At 64.5% G+C, this 22,190-nt stretch carries 19 protein-coding genes; 9 read left to right on the top strand and 10 right to left on the bottom strand.

Going from position 1 to position 22,190, the window contains the following annotated elements:
• Positions 1-161: 161 nt before the first annotated feature.
• The 5 genes from NCT05_RS25500 (at position 162) to NCT05_RS25480 (ending at position 6,553) form a co-directional block, all read left to right on the top strand.
• Positions 162-1,307 (top strand): porin, encoded by a 1,146-nt coding sequence (locus tag NCT05_RS25500; RefSeq protein ID WP_175982058.1) that lies wholly within the window; start codon positions 162-164, stop codon positions 1,305-1,307.
• Positions 1,308-1,492: 185 nt separating this feature from the next.
• Entirely contained in the window at positions 1,493-2,155 is a 663-nt protein-coding gene (locus NCT05_RS25495) for a response regulator transcription factor (RefSeq protein WP_250458076.1), read from the top strand.
• The gene (locus tag NCT05_RS25490; protein WP_250503458.1) at positions 2,152-3,435 is read left to right on the top strand and encodes an ATP-binding protein; all 1,284 of its coding nucleotides are present in this window, start codon (positions 2,152-2,154) and stop codon (positions 3,433-3,435) included. Before NCT05_RS25495 ends, NCT05_RS25490 begins: the two co-directional genes overlap by 4 nt.
• 125 nt (positions 3,436-3,560) lie before the next feature.
• Complete coding sequence (locus NCT05_RS25485; protein ID WP_250503457.1) at positions 3,561-3,929, top strand: hypothetical protein; 369 nt, start codon at positions 3,561-3,563, stop codon at positions 3,927-3,929.
• Positions 3,930-4,189: 260 nt separating this feature from the next.
• Positions 4,190-6,553, top strand: a complete 2,364-nt coding sequence (locus tag NCT05_RS25480; protein WP_250441173.1) for a beta strand repeat-containing protein — start codon at positions 4,190-4,192, stop codon at positions 6,551-6,553.
• 20 nt (positions 6,554-6,573) lie between these two features.
• On the opposite strand, the gene NCT05_RS25475 is transcribed toward NCT05_RS25480, so the two are convergent.
• On the bottom strand, positions 6,574-8,349 hold the full coding sequence (locus NCT05_RS25475; protein ID WP_250503456.1) for a ShlB/FhaC/HecB family hemolysin secretion/activation protein: 1,776 nt from the start codon (positions 8,347-8,349) through the stop codon (positions 6,574-6,576).
• Between the two features lie 281 nt (positions 8,350-8,630).
• On the opposite strand from NCT05_RS25475, the gene NCT05_RS25470 reads away from it, so the two are divergent.
• Complete coding sequence (locus NCT05_RS25470) at positions 8,631-11,021, top strand: ATP-binding protein (protein WP_008347252.1); 2,391 nt, start codon at positions 8,631-8,633, stop codon at positions 11,019-11,021.
• 64 nt (positions 11,022-11,085) lie between these two features.
• On the opposite strand, the gene NCT05_RS25465 is transcribed toward NCT05_RS25470, so the two are convergent.
• Positions 11,086-12,243 carry a porin gene (locus tag NCT05_RS25465; protein ID WP_008347250.1) on the bottom strand — a complete coding sequence of 386 codons (1,158 nt, stop codon included), beginning with the start codon at positions 12,241-12,243 and terminating at the stop codon, positions 11,086-11,088.
• Positions 12,244-13,082: 839 nt separating this feature from the next.
• Between NCT05_RS25465 and NCT05_RS25460 the strand changes: the two genes are divergently transcribed.
• Positions 13,083-13,394, top strand: coding sequence for a hypothetical protein (locus NCT05_RS25460; protein ID WP_075583514.1), 312 nt, complete (start codon positions 13,083-13,085; stop codon positions 13,392-13,394).
• A gap of 25 nt (positions 13,395-13,419) precedes the next feature.
• Here NCT05_RS25460 and NCT05_RS25455 read toward each other — a convergent pair whose 3' ends face one another.
• The 5 genes from NCT05_RS25455 to NCT05_RS25435 all read right to left on the bottom strand — a co-directional run bounded on the left by NCT05_RS25455 (position 13,420) and on the right by NCT05_RS25435 (position 17,869).
• Positions 13,420-13,680, bottom strand: a complete 261-nt coding sequence (locus NCT05_RS25455; RefSeq protein ID WP_008347246.1) for a hypothetical protein — start codon at positions 13,678-13,680, stop codon at positions 13,420-13,422.
• 68 nt (positions 13,681-13,748) lie between these two features.
• A complete protein-coding gene (locus NCT05_RS25450; RefSeq protein ID WP_008347245.1) occupies positions 13,749-14,138 on the bottom strand; it encodes a hypothetical protein in 390 nt (129 codons plus the stop codon).
• 134 nt (positions 14,139-14,272) lie between these two features.
• Complete coding sequence (locus tag NCT05_RS25445; protein WP_250503454.1) at positions 14,273-15,712, bottom strand: MFS transporter; 1,440 nt, start codon at positions 15,710-15,712, stop codon at positions 14,273-14,275.
• A gap of 59 nt (positions 15,713-15,771) precedes the next feature.
• Positions 15,772-16,920, bottom strand: coding sequence for a CaiB/BaiF CoA transferase family protein (locus NCT05_RS25440; RefSeq protein WP_008347241.1), 1,149 nt, complete (start codon positions 16,918-16,920; stop codon positions 15,772-15,774).
• Between the two features lie 7 nt (positions 16,921-16,927).
• A complete protein-coding gene (locus tag NCT05_RS25435) occupies positions 16,928-17,869 on the bottom strand; it encodes a hydroxymethylglutaryl-CoA lyase (RefSeq protein WP_250503453.1) in 942 nt (313 codons plus the stop codon).
• Positions 17,870-17,987: 118 nt separating this feature from the next.
• Here NCT05_RS25435 and NCT05_RS25430 point away from each other — a divergent pair, with 118 nt between their 5' ends.
• Positions 17,988-18,890, top strand: a complete 903-nt coding sequence (locus NCT05_RS25430) for a LysR family transcriptional regulator (RefSeq protein ID WP_175982065.1) — start codon at positions 17,988-17,990, stop codon at positions 18,888-18,890.
• On the opposite strand, the gene NCT05_RS25425 is transcribed toward NCT05_RS25430, so the two are convergent.
• Together NCT05_RS25425 and NCT05_RS25420 are read right to left on the bottom strand one after the other, a co-directional pair.
• On the bottom strand, positions 18,887-19,225 hold the full coding sequence (locus NCT05_RS25425; RefSeq protein WP_008347234.1) for a cupin domain-containing protein: 339 nt from the start codon (positions 19,223-19,225) through the stop codon (positions 18,887-18,889). The genes NCT05_RS25430 and NCT05_RS25425 overlap by 4 nt on opposite strands.
• Before the next feature lie 67 nt (positions 19,226-19,292).
• Entirely contained in the window at positions 19,293-19,568 is a 276-nt protein-coding gene (locus tag NCT05_RS25420; protein WP_250503452.1) for a hypothetical protein, read from the bottom strand.
• 138 nt (positions 19,569-19,706) lie between these two features.
• Here NCT05_RS25420 and NCT05_RS25415 point away from each other — a divergent pair, with 138 nt between their 5' ends.
• Positions 19,707-20,762, top strand: a complete 1,056-nt coding sequence (locus NCT05_RS25415) for a DMT family transporter (RefSeq protein WP_175982066.1) — start codon at positions 19,707-19,709, stop codon at positions 20,760-20,762.
• Here NCT05_RS25415 and NCT05_RS25410 read toward each other — a convergent pair.
• The gene (locus NCT05_RS25410; protein ID WP_250436985.1) at positions 20,759-22,147 is read right to left on the bottom strand and encodes an FAD-binding oxidoreductase; all 1,389 of its coding nucleotides are present in this window, start codon (positions 22,145-22,147) and stop codon (positions 20,759-20,761) included. The two genes, NCT05_RS25415 and NCT05_RS25410, sit on opposite strands and share 4 nt — an antisense overlap.
• Positions 22,148-22,190: the final 43 nt, after the last annotated feature.

Below are 22,190 nucleotides of genomic sequence, written 5' to 3'. Positions count from 1 at the left end.
GCGAAGAATTCGCTGGAAAAACATTCAAAAAACTCGCGCTCGCTGTTCGACTAAATCCTTTTGCGGCGTCCCTTTAATCGCGCACAATCCGTCGCTCGCCGTCCTCGCCGAGCCTCATGGCTAGGACTTCTTGACGAATAAGTAAAAGACTTGAGACTTTCATGAGAATCAAAGTAATCGCCCTCGCCTCGCTCGCCTGTATCGTGACTTCAGCTCATGCTCAAAGCAGTGTCACGCTGTTTGGCGTCCTCGATGAAGGCTTCGACTACACGAGCAATGTCGGCGGGAATCGTGTCTATGAGCTGACGAGCGGCTATGCGTCGGGAAGCCGCTGGGGCCTGCGCGGCGTCGAAGATCTCGGCGGCGGCACGAAGGCCGTGTTCCAGCTCGAAAGCGGCATCAATTTGAGCAACGGCGCGGCGGGCCAGGGCGGACGCATGTTCGGGCGGCAGGCCTACGTCGGCGTCACCGATAACCGTCTCGGCTCCGTCACGCTCGGCCGTCAGTACGATTCGGTGGTCGACTATCTCGCGCCGACGACGGCCAACGGCAACTTCGCCGGCTATCTCTTCGCGCATCCGTTCGACAACGACAACACCGACAACTCGTTCCGCGTGAACAACACGGTCAAGTACGCGAGCCCGTCGTTCGGCGGCTTCAGGTTCGGCGGCACGTACAGCTTCAGCAACGACACGAACTTCGCGAACAACCGGCAGTACAGCATCGGCGCGTCGTATGCGAACAGCGGCCTTCTGATCGGCGCGGCTTACTTGCGCGCGGATGGCGTCGGCATGAACGCGAACGGCGCAATCGCCACAAACGACGCGAGCTTCATCGCGCAGCGCATGCAGATTTTCGGCGCGGGCGTGAACTACACGTTCGGCAAGGCGACGGCGGGCTTCGCGTACACGAACTCCAGCTATCGCGATCCGGTGACGAACGGCTATATCGGCGGGTCGCTGGCATCGGCGGGCAACACGCTCAACAACCTGCGCTATCAGAACTTCGAAGTGAACGGGAAGTATCAGTTCACGCCGGCGTTCTTCGTCGGCGGTCAGTACGTCTATTCGATGGAAACGTACGACTCGACCGCCGGCACCGTGAAGCCGCACATCCATTCGGCCGGTCTGATGGCGGATTACTTCCTCTCCAAGCGCACCGATGTCTACGTGCAGGGCGTCTATCAGAAGATCGCGGGCAGTTCGACCGGTTCGGTGATGGATCAGGCGTTCATTCCCGGCACGCAGGGTGTGTCGTCGAATTCGGAGCAGTTCGTCGCGCGCGTCGCGTTGCGGCACGCGTTCTGACGGTCGAATCGATGAAATCGCTGTCCGCGTATTAAACGCGGACAGAAAATTCCTAAGCATTTCCTAAGCTTTCGTCTTCTAATCTTGCGGCTTTCCCGAACGCCAAGACGCCGCAAGATGAATCACACGCTCGCCCCAGCCCCCGCGCGCCGCCGTCGGACGCCATGACTGCCCGGAGACACGCCATGAGGGTATTGCTCGTCGAAGACGATCGCATGATCGGCGAATCGGTTCAGAACGAACTGCGCGACGGCGGCTACGCGGTCGACTGGGTGCGCGACGGCAAGCTCGCGCTCACGACGCTCACCACGCACGTCTACGACGCGATCCTGCTCGATCTCGGCTTGCCCGGCGCCGATGGCTTCGCGGTGCTGCGCGCCGTGCGCAGCGGGGCGAATCACGTGCCGCTCATCATCGTCACCGCGCGCGATTCCGTCGATGAACGCATTCGCGGACTCGACGAAGGCGCCGACGATTACCTCATCAAGCCCTTCGACATCTCCGAGCTCAAAGCGCGCATGCGCGCGGTGATCCGCCGCCGCGGCGGGCAGGCCGCGCCGATCATGTCGAACGGCGTGCTCACGCTCGATCCGGCCACGCGCGAAGCCACCTCCGGCGACATCGCGATCCGACTTTCCAGCCGCGAATTCGCGCTGCTGCAAGCGCTGATGATCCGCCCCGGCGCGATTCTCTCGCGCGCGGAAATCGAAGACCGCATCTACGGCTGGAACGAGGAAGTGGAAAGCAACGCCGTCGAATTCCTGATCCATTCGCTGCGCAAGAAGCTCGGCGCGACGGCCATCAAGAACGTGCGCGGCGTCGGCTGGATGGTCTCTAAGCAGCCATGACGCGTTCGCTTCAGTTCAGGCTGTCGGCCTGGCTGTCGGCGCTGATCGTCGCGATCGCGGCGGCGGGCGGCGTCATCGCGTTCCAGACGGCTTTCCACGAGGCCAACGAATTGCAGGACGGCCAGTTGAAGCAGGTCGCCGCGCTCGTCACGCCGCGCACGCTCGCGACGATGCAGCGTGAAGCGCTCGGCCGCGTCGACGGCGCGGATCCTGAGTCGAAGCTCGTCATCCAGACGATCGGCGAGCGAGCGCCGCTGCCGGTCGCGTCCGATCTGCGCGACGGCCTGCAGAACGCGATCGTCAAAGGCACGCGCTGGCGTCTCGTCGTGAAGACGCTCGATGACGGCACGCGCGTCGTGATCGGCCAGCAGACGGCGGGCCGCGACGAGATCGCCCGCAACGGCGCGCTCGCCACCGTGATGCCCTTCGCCGCGCTCGCGCTCGTGCTGCTCGCGGCGCTGCATCTGATCGTGCGCCGCATGTTCCGGCCGCTGAGCGCGCTGTCGGCGAGCCTCGACACACGGCCCGAACACGATCTCTCCGCGCTTTCCCGCGACGCGCTGCCGAGCGAGATCGCGCCCTTCGTCGTCGCGATCAACCGGCTGCTCGCGCGCGTGGAGGCGTCGGTGGCGCTGCAGCGCCGCTTCGTCGCCGATGCCGCGCATGAACTGCGCTCGCCGCTGACCGCGCTGTCGCTGCAGGCCGAGCGCCTCGACGCCGCCGAGTTGCCCGACAGCGCGCGCGAACGGCTCGACGCGCTGCGGCGCGGCCTTGCGCGCACGCGCTCGCTGCTGCATCAACTGTTGACGCTCGCGCGCCTGCAGCAACGCACCGACGCCGATACCGCGCGTTTGCGCGTGCAGGACGTCTTCCGCAATGTTCTCGAAGATCTGATGCCGCTCGCGGAGACGAAGGACATCGACATCGGCGTATCGAGTAGCGACGACGTGTTCATCCACGCGCCGCAAGCCGATCTCACCATCATGGTGAAAAATCTCGTCGACAACGCGATTCGCTATACGCCGGCGGCCGGCCGCGTCGATCTCGCGGCGGGCGTTTCGAATGCGCGGCCGTGGATTCGCGTGGCGGACAGCGGGCCGGGCATCGCGCCCGAGGAACGCGCGCGCGTCTTCGATCCGTTCTATCGCGTGCTCGGCGGCGACGCGGACGGCTCGGGCCTCGGGCTCTCGATCGTCGGCACGATCGCGGCGCGCATCGGCGCGACGATCGAACTCGCGGATGCCGCGCCGCGCGGGCTCGTCGTGACCGTCACGATCTGAAGGCGTCGGCTGCCTGAAGCGACATGCACGACGCGCCGGACCATACGCGCCCGCGCGTGTCCGGCGCACGCGCGGCGTGCTATCGTCGATGCGTCATTCCGACGTGGCATTCCGATGCCGCCATCATGAGTCAAGTGCGCTATCCCCTCGGCCCCGATGACCGCGTGCATCTGCTCTGCTGGCTCACGTGCGGATTGCTCGGCGCGTACTACATCGAAGGCGAATGGCCCGATACGTCGTTTCAGGTGCGCGCCGCGCATCGCTGGCTCGACCGGCATCATCGCGCGGCCGACTGGATCGAGACCGCGCGGCTTTCGGTGGCGGCGCACGCGCTCGCCGCGCGCTTCTCGACGATGCTTGACGCCGACGCCTCGCGCAGCGACATCGAACGCATTCTCGAAGGCGAGGATCTCGACTACGAAAGCGTCCTCGTGCAGCGCATCTATCACGAGTGCTGGATCGAGTTGTCGAGCGGACGAAAGCCGTCGCAGTAACGCGTTCCTCCGATCAATTTCCGTGCCGCGCCGCGCGCGTGCCTTGGCGCGTCTCGCGCGCGGGCACGGACATTTTTTTGCGCTGGCGGAATGTGCGGAACCCCACATTGGCGCTCAGGGCGCGGCGATACCATCGGCGCGCCTGCTCGCACGTCGATGTTCGCGCCTCCCGCCGATGTCCCCAATCGCCGGGCTGAAAAGCGGCTACACCGTCAGCGGCCAAAAACGATGACAACAATCGACACCGACTGGAGGTCGCCATGCAGCGCAGCATTCGTCCGCTTGTTTCTCAAACCGCGATTCGTCGTGCGCGCCTGCGCCCGCTCGCGATCCTCGTGCCGATCGTCGCGGGCCTGACTTGCGCGAGCATCGCCGATGCCGCGCCGCCGCTGCCCGCCGGCGGCCAGTTCGTCGCGGGCAGCGGCGCGATCAGCGGCGGCGGCACCGGTTCGACGCTCACCATCAATCAGACGACGACGCGCGGTGTCATCGACTGGAACAGCTTTTCCATCGGCAGCGGAAGGCAGGTCACGTTCAACAACGGCAGCGGCGCGACGCTCAATCGCGTGACCGGCGGCAATGCTTCGGTCATTCTCGGCCAGCTCAACGCGACGGGCAGCGTGTATCTCGTCAATCCGCAGGGCGTGCTGGTCGGGCCGGGCGGCGTCGTCGCGACGGGCGGGCGCTTCGTTGCGTCGGCGCTCGACATCGGCAACGATGCGTTCATGCAGGGCGGCCCGCTCACGCTTTCGGGCGGCGGCAACGGCATGGTCATCAATCTGGGCACGATCGGATCGAGCGGCGGCGACGTGTTCCTCGTGTCGCGCACGGCGGCGGTGAATGGCGGCAGCATCAACGCGCCGCAGGGCACGGTCGAAATCGCGAGCGGCAATCAGGTGCTTCTGCAGGATTCATCCGGTGGACAGCAGGTTTTCGTGCAGGCGGGCAGCGGCGGCACGGCGATGAACGGCGGCGTGATTCGGGCGGCGCAGGCGAGCCTCCAAGCCGCCGATGGCAACGTGTACGCGCTCGCCGGCAACAGCAGCGCGATCCGCGCGACCGGCACCGCGACGCGCGATGGCCACGTCTGGCTCGTCGCCGATCAGGGCGCGGTCCACGCGAACGGCACGCTCGCCGCGACGAACGCAGACGGCAGCGGCGGCACGGTCGAAACGCGCGCGAATACGCTCGATGTCGCGGGCGCGAACGTGACGGCGCGTACATGGAAACTCGGCGCGCCGTCGTTCACCGTCGATCAGGCGAACGCGGATTCCCTCGCGCGCGGCCTTGCCAACGGCACATCGGTGGATGTCGAAGCGAGCACCGGCGATCTGAACGTCGGCGGCAACGTCCAGTGGAACGGCAACGCGTCGCTGACGCTCGGCGCGGCGCACAGCGTGGCCATCGGCGCGGGCGCGACCATCGGCAACACGGGCAACGGCAATCTCACGCTGCGCGCGGATTCGGGCGGCATCGACAACGGCGGCGGCGTGGCGAACGGCGGCACGATCGACTGGTCGAAGAGCGGCGGCATCGTCAGCGCGCTTTACGACATGAACGGCAGCTATGCGCCGGGCACGCTGCTCACGAACAGCGGATGGACCGCCGCGCCGTACAGCGGCGTGCGCACGCAGGCGACCGCGTACCGGCTCGTGAACAATCTCGCGGATCTCTCGAACGTGACGCAGGATCTCGCGGGCAACTACGCGCTCGGCAAGGATATCGACGCGAGCGCGACGTCGTATCCGAACTATTTCACGGCGATCGGCTCCAAGACGACGCCGTTCACCGGACAGTTCGACGGCTTCGGCCACACGATCGACAGGCTCGCGTCGACGCCCAATCTCAACGACGACCGTCAGGGCCTGTTCGGCGTGATCGGCGCGAACGGCGTCGTGCGCGATCTGAATCTCACGAACTCGAGCACGGGCGGCTACGCGTCGGGCGCGTACGGTTTGCTCGCGGGCCAGAACGACGGCCTCGTCACGTACGTCAACACGACGGGCGGCGTCGGACAGAACGGCTTCGGCGGCGCGGGCGCGGGCGGGCTCGTCGGCGTGAACAACGGGATCATCGAGCGCTCGTCGAGCACGGCGGATGTCGGCTATCAGATTCCTGCGGGCGGGCTCGTCGGCGTGAATAACGGCACCATCGTGCAGTCGTATGCGACCGGCACGACGTACGCCGGAAATCACGGCCAGACCGCCGGGCTCGTCGCGTACAACAACGGACTGATCACGCAGTCGTATGCGACGGGCGGCGTGGGCGGCTTCGGCGGCGGCGGGCTCGTGTTCGACAACGGCGCGACGGGTGTCATCAACGAGTCCTTCGCCGTGGGGCAAGTCGGCGGCGGCGGGCCTCCGGGCGACGCATACGGCGGTATCGCGGCGTACAACGAGGGCGCGATTCACAACAACGTCTACTGGAACAAGGAGACGACGATCCGCACGAGCGCGGCCGGTTCGAACTCGGGCACGACGCCGCCGGACTCGAACGGACTCACGACCGCGCAGATGAGCAATGCGTCGAATTTCCTCGATTGGGGCATTCCGTCGGGCGGCGTCTGGGCGATGCCTACCGGCGCGACGCATCCCGTTTTGCAGTGGCAGCAGGCGCAGCCTTGAGGGGCGTGCCGAGCGGATCGTCAGCTTCCGATCACGAGGAATATCTCCCCCACCGGCGCCTTCGATCCGTTCGGCACGACCGCCTTCAACGGAAACCCATACGTTCCGCGAAAGCTGACGAACCTTCCGACCTGCACACGCACGCCCACACCGACGCTCGCCAGCGAAGCATTGTTCACTTCGCCGAATTCCGCGATGCGATTCCACACGTGACCCGCATCGAAGAACACGAACGGCTGCATCGCCGCCAATCCCGCGCGTCCCGCGCTTCCCGCCGATATCGCCGGCGCACGCAATTCGGTTTGCAGGTTCCATCCGCGATCGCCCTGCGCGGAATACGGCTCGTAGCCGCGCACGGTGGCATCGCCGCCGAGTCCGAGTTCCTCGCTCGGCAATAGCGTGCTGCCCGTCCACTGCAACAATCCGCGCGCCGATATCGAGAATCCCGACTTGCCGAGCGGCATGTCACGCTGCGCCGACAACTGCATGTACTGATAGCGCGGCTTCGCGCCGAGACGAGCGGCATCGTAGGCTTCGTCGTTGCTGTTGCTGTCGAAGTAACCGGGACTCGCGAAGAGCGCTGCGTTCAGATGCGTATCGCCCGATGCATCGCTATTCGAAAGATCGTAGGCGATCACGAACTGATGGATATGCGTGTTCGCATTGAACACCTGAAAGCCGCCGAACTCGAGATCGTTGTTCGAGCGCTTGAAGTCGTAGCCGAGCTGCACCTGCTGTTGCCACGCGCCCGCGTTGTCGAGCGGCGGCAGACGCCAGTCATAACGAAAACTGAGCTGCGCGCTGAGACCCGTTTGTCCGTAACTGTCGGGCAAACGCGGCGTGCTTTGCGCGAACACGCCGAACAACTCGATGCGATCGAGCCACGGCAACGGCGCAACGGCATTGAACGCGTGCGCGATGTAGCGCGGACGATCGGGCCGCCCTTCGATATCCGGATTGCCGCTCAACAGATCGTTACTCGCGGTCATCTGATAGCCGATGCGCGCATCGATGCCGAACAGATTGCCGTAATCGAATCCCGCGAGAATGCGATCGCGGCCGAGGTCGCGCACGCCGTCGTTGTTATAGCCGCCGTAAATGCGGAACGGAAAGCGGTCTTCGGTTTGCAGCACGACGTCGGTCGTATCGGGCGCGGTGCCGGGCGCATAAATCACGTCCACGCGCCGATACGGATTCGCGTTGAGCAACGCGAGTCCCGCGGCGACATCGGCTTCGCGGATCGGCTCGCCGCGCGCGAGCGGCATCTCGCGGGCGAGCAGCGCATCGGAGAAATGGCGGTTGCCCTTCGGCATCACGCGCCCCGCGCGAAACTCCGCGATGGCGACCTTCACGACGCCATTGCTCACGTCCTGCTCGGGCACGTACACATCGACGAGCGGCTGGCCCGCCGCGCGATAACGTTGCACGACGGCGCGCCGGATTTCCGCGAGACGCGCGAAGGTCAGCGGCTTGTGGAGATCGGCGGAGAAGCTGTCGAGAAAATCGGGCGTGAGAAAAGGCGCGCCCGCCGATGTTATCGCGCCGTTCGCGCCCGATTGCGTCGCATCTGATGTAGCATCCGCACGCACGAACGCGATGCCGCGCAGATCCTGAAGCGCGATTCTGTGCGAGTCGTCGCTCGGCTCGGGCGGCGACGGCGACGCGCGCGGACGCTGCTCGGCGGGCGGCGCAATCGGCGCGACATCGCGATACGACTGCGCGGCGGCGTCGCGTTCGGCAACGATGCAGGCGATCGCGGTCGATAGCACGGTCACGGCGACGCGTGTGCGGTTCAAATCATGTCTCCTCGGCGCCGGCCGCGTAGGTTGGCCCCGCATGTTATCAGCGCACGGAGCGGAACGTTTCATGCGTCGGGCGCGCATGACCGGTCGCAAGAGAAAGATGCTCGCACCGTACCTGTTAGCGTCGCGAACGCGCGTAGAAATGACTCGACGCGAACGGCCGAGCCAGTAGAAAACACCGCAGCGACATTGGCCTTTCTTCCGACCGCGCAACGCATCTATGATTCGGAGATGATCGGCGCGATGAGCAGCCGAACCGCATTGTCAGGACGAGGATGGACAAAACCTCCAACGCAGAAATCACCGATTCCGCTTCGCTCGATGCATCGGTCTACGCGCAATGCGCGCGCGAGCCGATCCACATTCCCGGCGGCATTCAGCCTCACGGCGTGCTCTTCAGCGTCGACGCGCATTGCCACATCCTGCAGGCGAGCGCCAACGTCGCGCAGCTCGCGCACATCGCGCCCGAAGCGTGTCTCGGCCGCGCGCTCTCGACGGTGCTCGGCCAGCACGCGGCCGAACGTGCGAGCGCGGGACTGAAGCAACTCACGCGCGACGGCGCGGCGATCCACGTCGGCAACGTCGTGCTCGACGGATGGACGCCGGACGGTCCCGTCGCGATCGTCGTGCATCGGCATGACGGGCTGTTGTTCGTCGAAGTGGAGCCGGCGCGCGACACCGCCGACGTCTTCTCGACGATGTATCCGCTCGTGCGCTCCTTCGTGAGCGATGTCCAATCGATGCACACCGTCGAGCAGATTTGCCAGTTCGCCGCGAACGAGATCGCGCGCATCACGGGTTTCGGCCGCACGCTCGTCTATCAGTTCGACGAGGAAGGCAACGGCAACGTGCTCGCGGAAAGCGTCGAGCCGGGCTATCCGTCGTATCTGAAGCAGCACTTTCCGGCATCGGACATTCCCGCGCAGGCGCGCGAGCTGTATCGCAAGAATCGCATTCGGCTCATATCGAACGCGAACTACGAAGCCGCGCCGCTCGTGCCCGCGCTGCATCCGGCGACGGGCCGCCCGACCGACCTCACGTACGCGTCCTTGCGCAGCGTGTCGCCCGTGCATCTGCAATACATGCGCAACATGGGCACGCTCGCGTCGATGTCCATGTCGATTCTCGTCGACGACAAGCTCTGGGGCCTCATTTCCTGTCATCACGCGACGCCGCGTCTGCCGCCGTTCGAAGTCCGCACCGCGTGCGAGCACGTCGCGCAGATCGTCTCGCTGCAGATCGAAGCGCGCGAGACGCAGGCCGAAGCGCATTACCGGCTCGAATTGCGCCGCATGCTTTCGAAGCTGCTGTCGTCGATGGCGAACACGGACAGCTTCGTCGAAGCGCTCGTCAGCGACGCCTCCGATCTGCTCGGCTTCACGCGCTCGTCGGGCGCGGCCGTGATCTTCGAAGGACGCACGTCGCTCATCGGCGTGACGCCGAGCGCGCACAGCGTCACGGCGCTCGTCGACTGGCTCGACAATCAGAGCGAGGACGTCGTGATGTCCGACCGCGCTTCGCAGGATTGCCCCGCGCTCGCGGATTCGCCCGAAGTCGCGGGCTTTCTCGCGGTGTCGATCTCGAAGATCTACCGCAATTACGTGATCTGGTTTCGCCGCGAAGTCGTGCAGACGATCGAATGGGCGGGCGATCCGCGCGCGAAGCTGACGGGCCTCGCCGCGTCGCTTTCGCCGCGCGTGAGCTTCGATACCTGGACCGATGTCGTGCGCGGCCGCTCGCTGCCGTGGCGACCCGCCGAGCGCGAGATCGCGCTGGAATTTCGCGCCGCCGTGCTCGGCATCGTGTTGCGGCGCGCGGAGGAAATTGCGCAGCTCGCGACGGAACTCGGGCGCGCGAATCACGAACTCGAAGGATTTTCATACACGGTGTCGCACGATCTGCGCGCGCCGCTGCGGCATATCGTGAGTTTCGCGGACCTGCTAAAGCAGATGGACGGCGAAAAGCTGTCGGAGCGCGGGCGCGGCTATCTGGAGCGCATCGTGACGTCGGCGCGTTTCGGCGGGCGTCTCGTCGACGATCTGCTGTCGTTCGCGCAACTCGGCCGCGCGGCGCTGCGTCCGCACACGGTCGACGTCCACGCGCTGGTGCATACGGTGATTCAGAACGATATCGACGAACAATCGTCCGCACGCGTGCATTGGAAGGTGGACGCGTTGCCGCGCGTCGAAGCGGATCACGTGTTTCTGCATGTCGCGTTCGCGAACGTGATGTCGAACGCGGTGAAGTTCAGCGCGCAACGCGAAGAGCCGACGATCGAGGTCGGCGCGCACGATGGCGTCGGCGAGCTGATCGGGCATGTCGTCTATTTCGTGCGCGACAACGGCATCGGTTTCGATATGCGTTATGTCGACAAGCTCTTCGGCGTGTTCCAGCGTCTGCACGTCAACGAGAAGTTCGACGGCACCGGCATCGGGCTCGCGAACGTGCGGCGCATCATCGAGCGGCATGGCGGCAAGGCATGGGCGGAAGGCGCGCCCGATGGCGGGGCGACCTTCTATATGGCGCTGCCGAAGCAGTTCCGCCCCGAAAGCGGCGTGCGGCGCGATACGGCCGCGACCGCGCTGGCGCGGCTCGCCGCGGGCACGGGCGGCGCGGGGCACGACATCGGCCAGCTCATCAAACGTTCGGAGCAGGACAAGAAGTGACGCGCAATGCAAAACGGCCGCGATCTTGTGGATCGCGGCCGTTCTTTTTCCTACGACGCTGCGCTTAGAAGCGGTGACGCAGGCCCACGGTCGCCGCGACCTGATTCTGCGTCGACGACGGCGACAGCGTGTTGATCATCGCGACGTTGGCGCCCGCATTGCCCAGCTCGCCCGACGCATGCTGGTACACGCCTTCGACGTACACATCCGTGCGCTTCGAGAGCGAGTAGTCAGCCTGCAGCGAAACGGTGTGCCACTTCGGATCGCCCGAGCCGTTCGCGCCCGTCACCTTGCCGTCCGTGTACGTGTACGCGGCGTCGAGGCTCAATGCCGGCGTCACGAGATAGCGGCCGTTCAGCTCGAAGTTGTTCATGTGCAGGTTCGAGTTGCCCGGCAGCGCGAACGTCGTGCCGCCTTGCGATGCGGCGAGCAGGTTGTCGTAGTGCGTGTTGGTCCACACGAAGCCGACCGTCGCCGGGCCGTACGTGTAGTTCACGCCCGCGCCGAACGTGCGCTGCAGTTCAGCCGTCAGATTCGCGTTGTTGCCCTGACCCGCCGACACCGCGCCGCCCGTGTTCGCGTTGTTGCGCGAGTTGTTCGTCTGCAAGTAGGCCGCGGCGAAGTTCAGCGGGCCGTTGCCGTACGACGCGCCGGCGCTCCATGCGCGGTTGTTCGCGAACTGGCCTGCGTCGTTCGAGAAGCCATACAGGCCGCCGAACTTGAAGCCCGCGTAATTCGCGCTCTGATACTTCACCGAATTGCGGATCGAGAACGAGTGATCGAGATTGTCGTTGTCGAACGGATGCGCCGTCAGGTTATTGCCATAGCCCGCGCCTGCTTCGGCGAGCGGCGACAGATAATCGACCATCGAATCATATTGACGGCCGAGCGTGATCGTACCGAATTGATCGTGCTGAAGGCCGACATATGCCTGACGGTTGAACATCGTGCTGTTTTCGGTATAGCGGCCGTTATTGAGGTTGAAGCCGCTCTCCAGCTTGAAGAGCGCGTGCAACCCGCCGCCGAGATCTTCACTGCCTTTCAGGCCGAAGTAAGTATCCGAAACCGCCCCGCTGCCTTGCTGCCAATTGTTATGGCCACCGGCGTTGTTCGTATAGACGAGACCGGCATCCAGCGTGCCGTACAACGTGACGCTGCTCTGAGCGTGGGCTGCTGCTGCGAAGGTGCCGAGAATGCCCGCGATGAGAAGGGTTTTTTTCATGGTTCTCTGTGTCCTGTTTAATGCGAAAGCTTCCAGGGACTGAAAGAGCCCGGGAAACTGGGACACACTGTATGCGACGGGCGCTTGAATGTGACCGCGTATCCGGCGCAATAATCATTTGCTGATTCTGCGAACCGGCGTGCAGATCCCTTCATAATCTTTTAAGGTCAAGTGCTTAGCGGCGATTCGGAGCTCAGATAATCCAAATGGCTGTTGCACATCGACGACGTTATTACTGCGCATTCTGGAGAAGTCCATTGCGTCGCATGCGGTTTATAGCGGCCGAGGCGTTTTGCTAAGCTTCTCGGGTCTGAAGATCTCCACGCAGATATCTCGAGGACACGGAGCGGTTTCGCGAGAGGGAGCCGCTCCGTTTTTATTCCCGACGCGGCGATTAATCCGAGCGCTTTAGACGGTCTCAGAACAGCGGCCGTCGAAATCACTCAGTTACCCGAAGTACCCGAACGATTTTCCCGATTCTTGATGCCGACCGTAAAGGTTACGCGCCCACCGCGAACGGAACGAATCGCATTTAGATGAATCGAATCAACGAGTAACGCGATATGTTTCTCTAAATATCTCGACGTTTTGAAAATTTTGCGCGAGATAGACGGGCAAATCAGGCGACGAAATTACGTCCTGTGACGGCAAATTTCGGAAATTCGCGAACAAGTTCTTCACTAAATGTAACCGTCGCGCAAACGTTTGCTACCGCACAGAACGGGACCGGGCGTTCTGCTCGTTTCATTTCGAAACAATCTGAAGGAGCTTGAATCGCCTCTGCGGAACGCTGCTTGCTTTAATAGAGGCCTCTGTAAAATCTAGCCGGATATAGCCACATGAAAAGAAGCGCCAATGCCACGACCGTCCCAGCATTTCGACAGCGGCGGCCCGCTCAGCTCGCTGAACGCGAGCTTCTGCATCTGGAAATGATTCTCTCGAGTGTCGTCGAAGGGAACTCGGCTTCCGATCGCCTTCCCGCCAGCTATTGGGATATGCGGATTTCGCAACTGGACGCGGAGTACGACCTCGTCCCGTCGCAAAGTCAGCGTGTAGCATCGCTTCAACGCAAACTCGCGTTACTCGACAACGCGCTCGCCACCGCTGCCGACGCGCAGGAAGGGCAACAGAACCGGCGCGTCGCTGCCTGATCCGGGTTCGTCGCGCGGCGCTAATTTATAGTGCCGCCCGCACCCATTCGTCGACCAGCGTGCGCGCCTGCGTGTGCGCGCTCATCAGCGCGTCCTCGGCGGATGCGAAATTCGAATAGCGTGTGTTCTCGATCAGGAGTGGCGAGAACGCAGTGACCGGCCTTCCCGAACGGCTGATCGTCACGATCGCCAGATAGCGCAATTCGCCCGGCGGCGGCACGAGCCGGCTGCTCGTTTCGATCGCGACTTCGAGCACGAAGCCCTTGTGGTTGTACGACCGTATCATCCGGACACCCCGTACGCGCCGTGGATATGGCGTGCTTCCAGCATGAGATATACCCGTTCGAAGCGCTGCTACTTCGCGCGTCGAAGCGCCGTGCGCGCGATGTCAGCGGCGAGATCGGCGCGCAGTTCGGCCCATTTGCCGAGCAGCGTGGCGTCGTCGGTGAAGAAGTAAGGCGCGTGCGTCCAATGGGCGACCTTTCCGCCCGCGACGGCCAACTCGAAGATACGCATGTCCTGGTCATCGCTGACGCCTGCGCTCACGAGTTCGCGAAACGATCGAATATCGTGCAGCGAGACGTTCTGTATGCCGACGCCGTGCACCACCGCCATCACCGTCTTGCCGATGCGCCAAGCGGCCTCGCGGCTATCGGCGAGCACGAAAGCGACGCTTTCCAGAGGCGTCTCGAACTTCAGCCGATACAGCCGCGCCCTGCATTGTTCACTGAGTTGCGTGTTCATTTGACTGAAGCCCGCGTCGCTCGCCTGGAGCGACGCGCAGCAGGAATCGATCCCGCTTCAGCATAGGATGCCGCGACCCCGAACGTATGTCCGATTGCACTGCGTTTCGAACGCACGCGCGCGCGTCACCTGATTCACCGGCTCAGCTCCTCGAGCCGCAGCCCGTTGGTCTTCGGACCGAACAAGCCGATTGCCAGCGCCACGAGCAGCATGCAAACCGTAATGCCGATGAACACGCCCGGCACGCCGAAATCCTTCAGCAGCGACGCGATGATGAAGCCCGACATCATCGCGCCCGCGCGGCTCGCCGAGTAGACGATTCCGCTCGCCCGGCAGCGCACGGCCGTGGGAAAAAGCTCGGTCTGATACGCGTGATAGCAGACCGAGATCGTCTGGCCGGCGAGCGAGATCAGCACGCCGAGCGCGATGAGCGCAACGGGCGATTTCATCTGCCCGAACGCGAGACCGCTCGCGATCACGACGAGCGCACCGCCGACGATCAGATACTTCCGCTGCACGCGGTCGGCGTAGAACATCGCGAAGAGCGGTCCGAGCGGCAGCGCGAACGCGATGATGAACGAATACAGCAGGCTCTTCGTCACGGTGATGCCCTGCCCGATCAAGAGCGTCGGCACCCAGTTCGCGAAGCCGTAGTACCCGATCGCCTGACAGAAGTTGAAGACGATGAGCATCACGAGACGCGAGCGATACGGCGCGACGAACAGCTCGCCGAGCGACGCCCGCCGATGCGCCGGCTGCTCGACGACAGGCGCGGGCGGCGGCAATGCGGCGCCCGATTCGCGCTCGACCACGCGCTCAATGTCGCCGACGACGCGTTCGCTCTCCTCGAGCCGGCCATGCATCGCGAGCCAGCGCGGGCTTTCCGGCACCGCGCGCCGGATGAACCACACGATCACCGCGCCGACCGAACCGGCGAGCACGACGACGCGCCATCCATCGAGACCGAACACGGTTTCCGGCACGAGCCAGTATGAAAGCAGCGCGGCGACGGGCGCCGCCGCGAACATCACCATCTGATTGAAGGCCATCGCGCGGCCGCGCATGTGCTGCGGCACGAGTTCCGTCACGTAACTGTCGATCGTAATGATTTCGATGCCCACCCCGATGCCCGTCACGAAGCGCCAGAAGATCACGCCTTCGGGGCTCGTCTGGAACGCCATGATCGCGGAGCCGATCGAGTACCACAGCAGCGAGAACGTGAACACGCTGCGCCGTCCGTAGCGGTCCGGCAGCCAGCCGAAGAAGAACGTGCCGATGAACAAGCCCGCGAACGTCGCCGCGATGAATCCCGCAATGCCGGTGAAGCCGAAGAACGCATGCGTCGTCGTCTGCAAAAGTCCGCTCTTCGCCATGCCCGGCGCGATATAGCCGGTGAAGATCAGATCGTAGATTTCGAAAAAGCCGCCGAGCGAGATGAGCAACACGAGCATCCAGAGATGCCGCGTGATCGGCAGTCGATCCATGCGCGCGGAGATTTGCGCGCCGGGCGTCGTGGCGACGCGAACGTCGGGCGTTGCGAGCGGCTCGGCGACCGCGCTGAAAGTGGGCTGCATTGTCCTGTCTCCTGTGTTGGCGACGGCGCGTGTTTTTTATATGCGCCTGTCGCAATGCCTCATGCCGTGACGCGTTTCGTCAGTTGCCCGAGCACTTCGTCCGTGTGCTCGCCGACGCGCGCGAGCGGCTGCCGCACGCCGGGGCGGCGTCCGCCCATCGTGAGCGGGAGCAAAACCACGTCGGTCGTGCCGCCGTCGTCGGTCTGCATCGGCACGAGTCCGCCGCTCGCTTTCAGATGCGGATCGTCGAGCAACTGTTCGGGGCGCATGATCGGCGCGTAGGGAATGCCGGCCGCTTCGAGCTTCGGCGCGAGCTCGTGGGCGCGGTGATCCGCGAGAATCTCGCCGAGCCGCGCGAGCAATTGCGGCCGCACCGCGACGCGCATCGCATTGGTCGCGAACTCGGGCGCCTGCGCGAGATCGGGACGTTCGAGCACATCGCAAAGCGTAACGAATTGCTTGTCGCTCACCGCGCCGATGAACAACTGCTCGCCTTCGGCCAGCGTGAATACGTCGTACACGCTCCATGCCGATACGCGCGACGGCATCGGCGGCGGCGCTTCGCGCGTCATCGCGTATTGCTGCATGTGTTGCGCGGAGAGAAACACGCAGTTCTCGAAGAGCGCGCTCTGCACTTCCTGGCCGCGTCCGGTGAGATCGCGTTCGCGCAGCGCGGCGAGCACGCCGATCGCGCCGAACATGCCGCCCATGATGTCGTTCACCGACGTTCCCGCGCGCAGCGGCCTGCCCGCCGGACCGGTCATGTAGGCGAGGCCGCCCATCATCTGCACGACTTCATCGAGCGCGAGACGCTTCTCGTACGGCCCCGGCAAAAAGCCCTTGTGCGACACGTAGATCAGTTTCGGATGCGCCTTCGACAAGGTTTCGTAGTCGAGACCGAGCTTCGTCATGAGGCCGGGGCGGAAATTTTCGAGCAGCACATCGCATGCGCCGATCAGTTCGAGCGCGCTGTCACGCCCTTCTTCCGTGTTGATGTCGATGACGACGCTCTTCTTGTTCCGATTGAACGAGCGAAAGAAGCCGATGCCGAGACCCGGCAGATTGCGCGTCTTGTCGCCGCCGGGCGGCTCGATCTTGATGACTTCCGCGCCGAGATCCGCGAGGATCATGCCGCAGGTCGGGCCCATCACCATATGCGTGAACTCGATCACGCGCACGCCTTCGAGCGGCAGGGTTGAATGACTCATGACGTCCTCAGGCTTCGATTGCAGTTTTCGATTCGTGATTGACCGGCAAGCCCGCGAGCGCGAGCGCGCCGTGCAGCGTTTCGCCGTCGAGCCAGCGCGCGAGTTTCGCGCCCACGTCCAGCAACGCTGAAATATCGATGCCGGTCTCGATGCCCATATCGGCGAGCATGAACGCGAGGTCTTCGCTCGACGCGTTGCCGCTCGCGCCCGGCGCATGCGGACAGCCGCCGATGCCCGCGAGCGTCGCATCGAAACGCGCGACGCCGGTTTCGAGCGCGGCGTAGACATTGGCGAGCGCGAGGCCGCGCGTGTCGTGAAAGTGGCCGCACCAGAAGCGCTCGCCGGCGATGTCGCGCGCCTTCTCGAAGAGCTCGCGCACCGCACGCGGACCGGCGTATCCAACCGTATCGGCGATGCTCACGCGGTCCGCGCCCGCATCGAGCAGCGCCTGCATGTAGCGCAGCACATCGGCGTGATCGACGCGGCCCTGAATCGTGCAGCCGAACGCCGTGCCGATGCCGCCCTCGATCAGCGTCTTCGCGCCCGACGCATCGCGCGCCGCACGCATGCGCGCGACTTCATCGACGACTTCCTCGGGCGTCTTGCGCAGATTGGCGAGACTGTGCGCGCGGCTCGCGGAAAGCGGCACGAGCATCAGATCGGCGTGCGCTTCGATGGCGCGCTCCGCGCCTTTCAGATTCGGGACGAGCACCGAAACCAGCAGGCCCGGCAGCGTCGTTGCGTAGGCGACGAGTTCGGCGGTATCGGCGAGTTGCGGCAGAAGGCGCGCGGGCACGAACGAACCGACTTCGATTTCGCGCTGACCGGCGGCGTAGGCATCGCCGATCCATTCGATCTTGCGTTCGGTCGGCACGACCGTGCGAATGCTCTGCAGGCCGTCGCGCAGGCCGACTTCGCGGATTACGGCGTTCTGCGGGAACGCGGGCATGGCTTTGTCTCCGGTCTTATGTGTATGGTCTCGACTTTAGAGATTCCGCAAATGGCCTAAAAGCGGTAATTTGGAAGGCTCATGCTTCCCGTTCGGAACGTCAGAGGAATCCGGTCACATGCGCGATATCGATTTGAAAACGCTGCGTCTCTTCGTGACGGTCTGCGAGCACCAGAACATCGCGCGCGCGGCGCACGAGGCGCATATCGAACCATCCGCGATCAGCAAGCGCATCGCGCAACTGGAAACATCGCTCGGCGTGCCGTTGTTGTCGCGCTCGCGGCGCGGCGTCGAACCGACGCCCGCGGGCATCGCGCTGCTCGAACACGCGCGCAGCGTGCTGTTCACGATGGAACGCATCGCCAACGACGTCGCCGCGTTCGGCGGCGGTCTCATGGGGCGCGTGAGCATTTGCGCGTCGGCATCGGCGATTGCGGAAGCGTTGCTCGACGATATCGCGTCGTTCATGCGCGAGCCGTCCAACAAGAACATCAAGGTCGATGTCGAAGAACGGCTATCGAACGATCTCGTGCGGCAGTTGCGCGAAGGCGTGGCGTCGGTGGGCGTGTGCTGGGACAGCGTCGATCTGCACGGGCTGCAACATCGCGCTTATCGGCACGACCGGCTCGCGCTCGCGGTGCCGGCGGATCATCCGTTCGCGAAGCGGCGTTCGGTGAGCTTCGAGGAATCGCTGGAATTCGAGCACGTCGGTCTGCCGCCCGCGACCGCCGTGCATACGATGCTCCAGCGCGCGGCGGCGCAAGCGGGCAAGTCGATGTCGTATCGCGTGATCGTGTCGAGTTTCGATGCGGCGTTTCGCGTCGTCGCGGCGGGGCTCGGCATCAGCGTCGTGCCGATGGAAGTCGCCGGAACGTATCGGCAGGCGCTCGGCATCGAAGCCGTGCCGCTCTCCGATGCGTTCGCGAAGCGCCGCTTCGTCGTATGTTTTCGCGACTTCGAGGCGTTGCAGCCGGCCGCGAGGCGGCTCGTCGAGCATCTCGAAACGCGTGCGGCGCGTTAGGCGGGCGCGTCGCAGAACACGGTTTGCGTGTCCTTTTTCTCGATCGTCAGATTCACCGAACGCGCGCCGCCCGGGCGCGTGCAATGCGGCTTGCCCGCGGGCACGGTCAGCAATTGCCCGGCGCGCAATTCGACGGCGCCTTCCTCGAACTCGATGACGAGCGTGCCTTCGACCGCCACGAAAGTCTCGTCGGAGTTCGGATGAAAGTGCCATCGATACGGCGCGTCCATCACGCTGATATGGACGTCGTGATCGTTGACGTTTGCGATGACGCGATTCATGTAGCCATCGCGCGCGGCATCGGCGATGGCTGCGTAGTCGATTGTGCTGTTCATCGTTTCAGGCTAACGCCGCGCGCGAATCGGCACAAACGAATCGTTTTGACTTTCATGTGAGCGCGATTCACACGCCTGCCGCGTTCGCGTGCCCCATGATCGCCGAGATATTGCCGATGGCCGGTCGCGCGTACCGCACCGGCGGCGCATCGGGCGGCAGCGGCGCGGGGCCGGAATCCGTCGCGTGCGCATAGACCGGCAGCGGCGGCGCACTCTGCACGCTCGATGCGACCGGGAACACCGGCCCGCCCACAATGCCCACGCCGATGAACGGATGCGCCTGCGCCACCGTCACGAGGCCAAGGAGTTTCACGCCCACCATCACATGTCGGATCGTCTTCATTTCTCGTCTCCCGCGCTGCGTTGTTCGTCGATGGAGGCATTCTGAGCGGCGAAAATGAGCAAAGAATGAGAGCGCGGCGGGCGTCAGACCATGTGAACTACACTTTCGAGACGTCACGATGCGTTCCACGGTCCCTTCATGCAAAGCCGATTCACCGCGATTCTCGTCGCCCTCACCGCGGCCGCGCTCTTCGGCGCGACCACGCCCATCGCGAAAGCGCTGCTCGGCCCGATGCCGCCGTTCATGGTCGCGGGCCTGTTCTATCTCGGCAGCGGCGTCGGCCTCGGCGCGATTCTGCTCGCGCGCGGAATCTGGCGCGAAAAAACCGAAGGCATGCGCGCTCGGGAAATCGCATGGCTGTGCGGCGCGATCGCGTTCGGCGGCGTCGCCGGGCCGGCCTTGCTGATGCTGGGCCTGACCAGCACGCCCGCCGCGACGAGCTCGCTCTTGCTCAATCTCGAAGGCGTGCTGACGGCGGCGATCGCGTGGATCGTCTTTCGGGAAAACGTCGATGTATCCGTGTTTCTCGGCATGGCCGCGATCGTCGCGGGCGGCGTCGTGCTCGCGTGGGAACCGGGCGCCGCCCATGCGACGACCGGCGCGATCCTGATCGCCCTGGCGTGCCTGTGCTGGGCCATCGACAACAATCTGACGCGCAAGATCTCGACCGCCGACGCAATGGTCATCGCCTGCGCGAAAGGGCTCGTCGCGGGCGCGACGAATCTCGGCATCGCATTCGCGATGGGCGCGCACTTGCCCGCGCCGCCTATCGTCATCGCCGCGATGGCGACGGGCTTCGGCGGCTACGGCGTGAGCCTCGTGCTGTTCGTGATCGCGTTACGGCATCTCGGAACGGCGCGCACCGGCGCGTACTTCTCGGTCGCGCCGGTGTTCGGCGTCGCGCTCTCCCTCGCGATCTGGCCGCAAACGCCGGGCATGCCGTTCTGGATCGCCGCCGCGCTGATGACGCTCGGCGTGTGGCTGCACGTACGCGAACGGCACGAGCACGAGCACACGCACGAGCGCCTGGAACATACGCATCGGCATGTGCATGACGAGCATCATCGGCATACGCACGACTTTCCGTATTCCGGCGACGAACCGCACACGCATCCGCACGCGCATCTGCCGATCACGCACTCGCACGCGCACTTCCCCGACATTCACCACCGGCATTCGCACAAGCGCGGCTAGAACACCTTGCCGGGATTGAGCAGGCCGTGCGGATCGAGCGATGCCTTGATCGCGCGCATCGCCGCGATATCGGCTGCGCGGCGCGCGAGATGAAGATATTCGCGCTTCTTCACGCCGATGCCGTGCTCCGCCGAAATCGATCCTTCGAACTCGCGCGTGACGTCGTAAATGACGGCATCGACATCGTCGTGATCCTGTTTTCCCCGGCCGGGAATATCCACGACGATGTGAATGTTGCCGTCGCCGAGATGGCCGTAGGTCATCACGATGGCGCCCGGCCAGCGCGCGCGCAGACGCGCTTCGCATTGCGCGGCCGCATCGCCGACTTGCGCGATCGAAAAGCTCACGTCGTACGCCGCGTAGTTCGGGATGAAGCGATCGTATTCGCCGGGCGCATCGCGGATCGCCCAGAAATCGCGCGCGTGCGCTTCGTTCGATGCAATGGCCGCGTCCGTCACGATGCCCGCTTCGAGCATGCCGCCGAGAAATTCCTCGAACGCTTCGCCGTGCCGCGCGGGATCGGTGCCGACGCTTTCCAGCAGCACGTAGAACGGATGCGCATCGGCGAGCGGCGCGCGCAGGTTTTTCAGATTCGCGATGACCGTATCGTGATAGCCGGCCCACATCACTTCGAACGCGGACACGCCCGGCGCGAGGCTCGCCTGCGCGCGCGTGAGCAGCGTCGTCACCGCGGCGAAATCGGGCAGGCCGCACCATGCGGTCGCGGTCGCCGTGGGCTTTGGACGCAAGCGCAGCACGACCCGCGTGATGACGGCGAGCGTGCCTTCGCTGCCGATCAGAAGATGGCGCAAGTCGTAACCGCTGTTGTTCTTGATCATCTTGTTGAGCCCGCCGACGATCTCGCCGCTCGCGAGCACCGCTTCGACGCCGAGCACCTGATCGCGCATCATCCCGTACTTGATGACGCGGTTGCCGCCCGCGTTCGTCGCGAGATTGCCGCCGATGGAACAACTGCCGCGCGCGCCGAGATCGAGCGGAAAGTAGAAGCCCGCCGCGCTCGCCGCTTCCTGCACGACTTGCAGCGGCGTGCCGGCTTCGACGGTCATCGTCCCCGAGATTGCGTCGATCTCGACGATGCGGTTCATGCGGTCGAGACTCAGGCTCACTTCGCCGCCGAGCAGATTCGCGCCGCCGACGAGTCCGGTCAATCCGCCTTGCGTGACGACCGGCTGCTTGTGCGCCGAGCAGATGGCGAGCGCCTGCGCGACTTCATTCGTATCGCGCGGACGGATGATCGCGAGCGGCGTCGCGCCGGGCATGCCGCTCCAGTCGGCGACGCGCCGGTCGCCGAATTCGTCGGGCAGCGCCACGACCTGTGCGCCGAGCGCTTCACGCAATGCCATCACTGCTTCGCTTACTGCCATGCGTCGTCTCCTTCGTTGTTTCGGTTCGGTATCGGATGCGATA

This window comes from Caballeronia sp. AZ7_KS35, assembly GCF_023631045.1.
GTDB classification, from domain to species: domain Bacteria; phylum Pseudomonadota; class Gammaproteobacteria; order Burkholderiales; family Burkholderiaceae; genus Caballeronia; species Caballeronia zhejiangensis.
Note: the sequence above shows the minus strand (reverse complement) of the source record. Positions and strands in the feature narration are given on the sequence as shown.

Coding starts and splice junctions, on each gene's coding strand:
- NCT05_RS25500 (WP_175982058.1), top strand. CDS start 162: ATGAGAATCAAAGTAATCGCCCTCGCCTCGCTCGCCTGTATCGTGACT.
- NCT05_RS25495 (WP_250458076.1), top strand. CDS start 1,493: ATGAGGGTATTGCTCGTCGAAGACGATCGCATGATCGGCGAATCGGTT.
- NCT05_RS25490 (WP_250503458.1), top strand. CDS start 2,152: ATGACGCGTTCGCTTCAGTTCAGGCTGTCGGCCTGGCTGTCGGCGCTG.
- NCT05_RS25485 (WP_250503457.1), top strand. CDS start 3,561: ATGAGTCAAGTGCGCTATCCCCTCGGCCCCGATGACCGCGTGCATCTG.
- NCT05_RS25480 (WP_250441173.1), top strand. CDS start 4,190: ATGCAGCGCAGCATTCGTCCGCTTGTTTCTCAAACCGCGATTCGTCGT.
- NCT05_RS25470 (WP_008347252.1), top strand. CDS start 8,631: ATGGACAAAACCTCCAACGCAGAAATCACCGATTCCGCTTCGCTCGAT.
- NCT05_RS25465 (WP_008347250.1), bottom strand. CDS start 12,243: ATGAAAAAAACCCTTCTCATCGCGGGCATTCTCGGCACCTTCGCAGCA.
- NCT05_RS25460 (WP_075583514.1), top strand. CDS start 13,083: ATGAAAAGAAGCGCCAATGCCACGACCGTCCCAGCATTTCGACAGCGG.
- NCT05_RS25455 (WP_008347246.1), bottom strand. CDS start 13,680: ATGATACGGTCGTACAACCACAAGGGCTTCGTGCTCGAAGTCGCGATC.
- NCT05_RS25450 (WP_008347245.1), bottom strand. CDS start 14,138: ATGAACACGCAACTCAGTGAACAATGCAGGGCGCGGCTGTATCGGCTG.
- NCT05_RS25445 (WP_250503454.1), bottom strand. CDS start 15,712: ATGCAGCCCACTTTCAGCGCGGTCGCCGAGCCGCTCGCAACGCCCGAC.
- NCT05_RS25440 (WP_008347241.1), bottom strand. CDS start 16,920: ATGAGTCATTCAACCCTGCCGCTCGAAGGCGTGCGCGTGATCGAGTTC.
- NCT05_RS25435 (WP_250503453.1), bottom strand. CDS start 17,869: ATGCCCGCGTTCCCGCAGAACGCCGTAATCCGCGAAGTCGGCCTGCGC.
- NCT05_RS25430 (WP_175982065.1), top strand. CDS start 17,988: ATGCGCGATATCGATTTGAAAACGCTGCGTCTCTTCGTGACGGTCTGC.
- NCT05_RS25425 (WP_008347234.1), bottom strand. CDS start 19,225: ATGAACAGCACAATCGACTACGCAGCCATCGCCGATGCCGCGCGCGAT.
- NCT05_RS25420 (WP_250503452.1), bottom strand. CDS start 19,568: ATGAAGACGATCCGACATGTGATGGTGGGCGTGAAACTCCTTGGCCTC.
- NCT05_RS25415 (WP_175982066.1), top strand. CDS start 19,707: ATGCAAAGCCGATTCACCGCGATTCTCGTCGCCCTCACCGCGGCCGCG.
- NCT05_RS25410 (WP_250436985.1), bottom strand. CDS start 22,147: ATGGCAGTAAGCGAAGCAGTGATGGCATTGCGTGAAGCGCTCGGCGCA.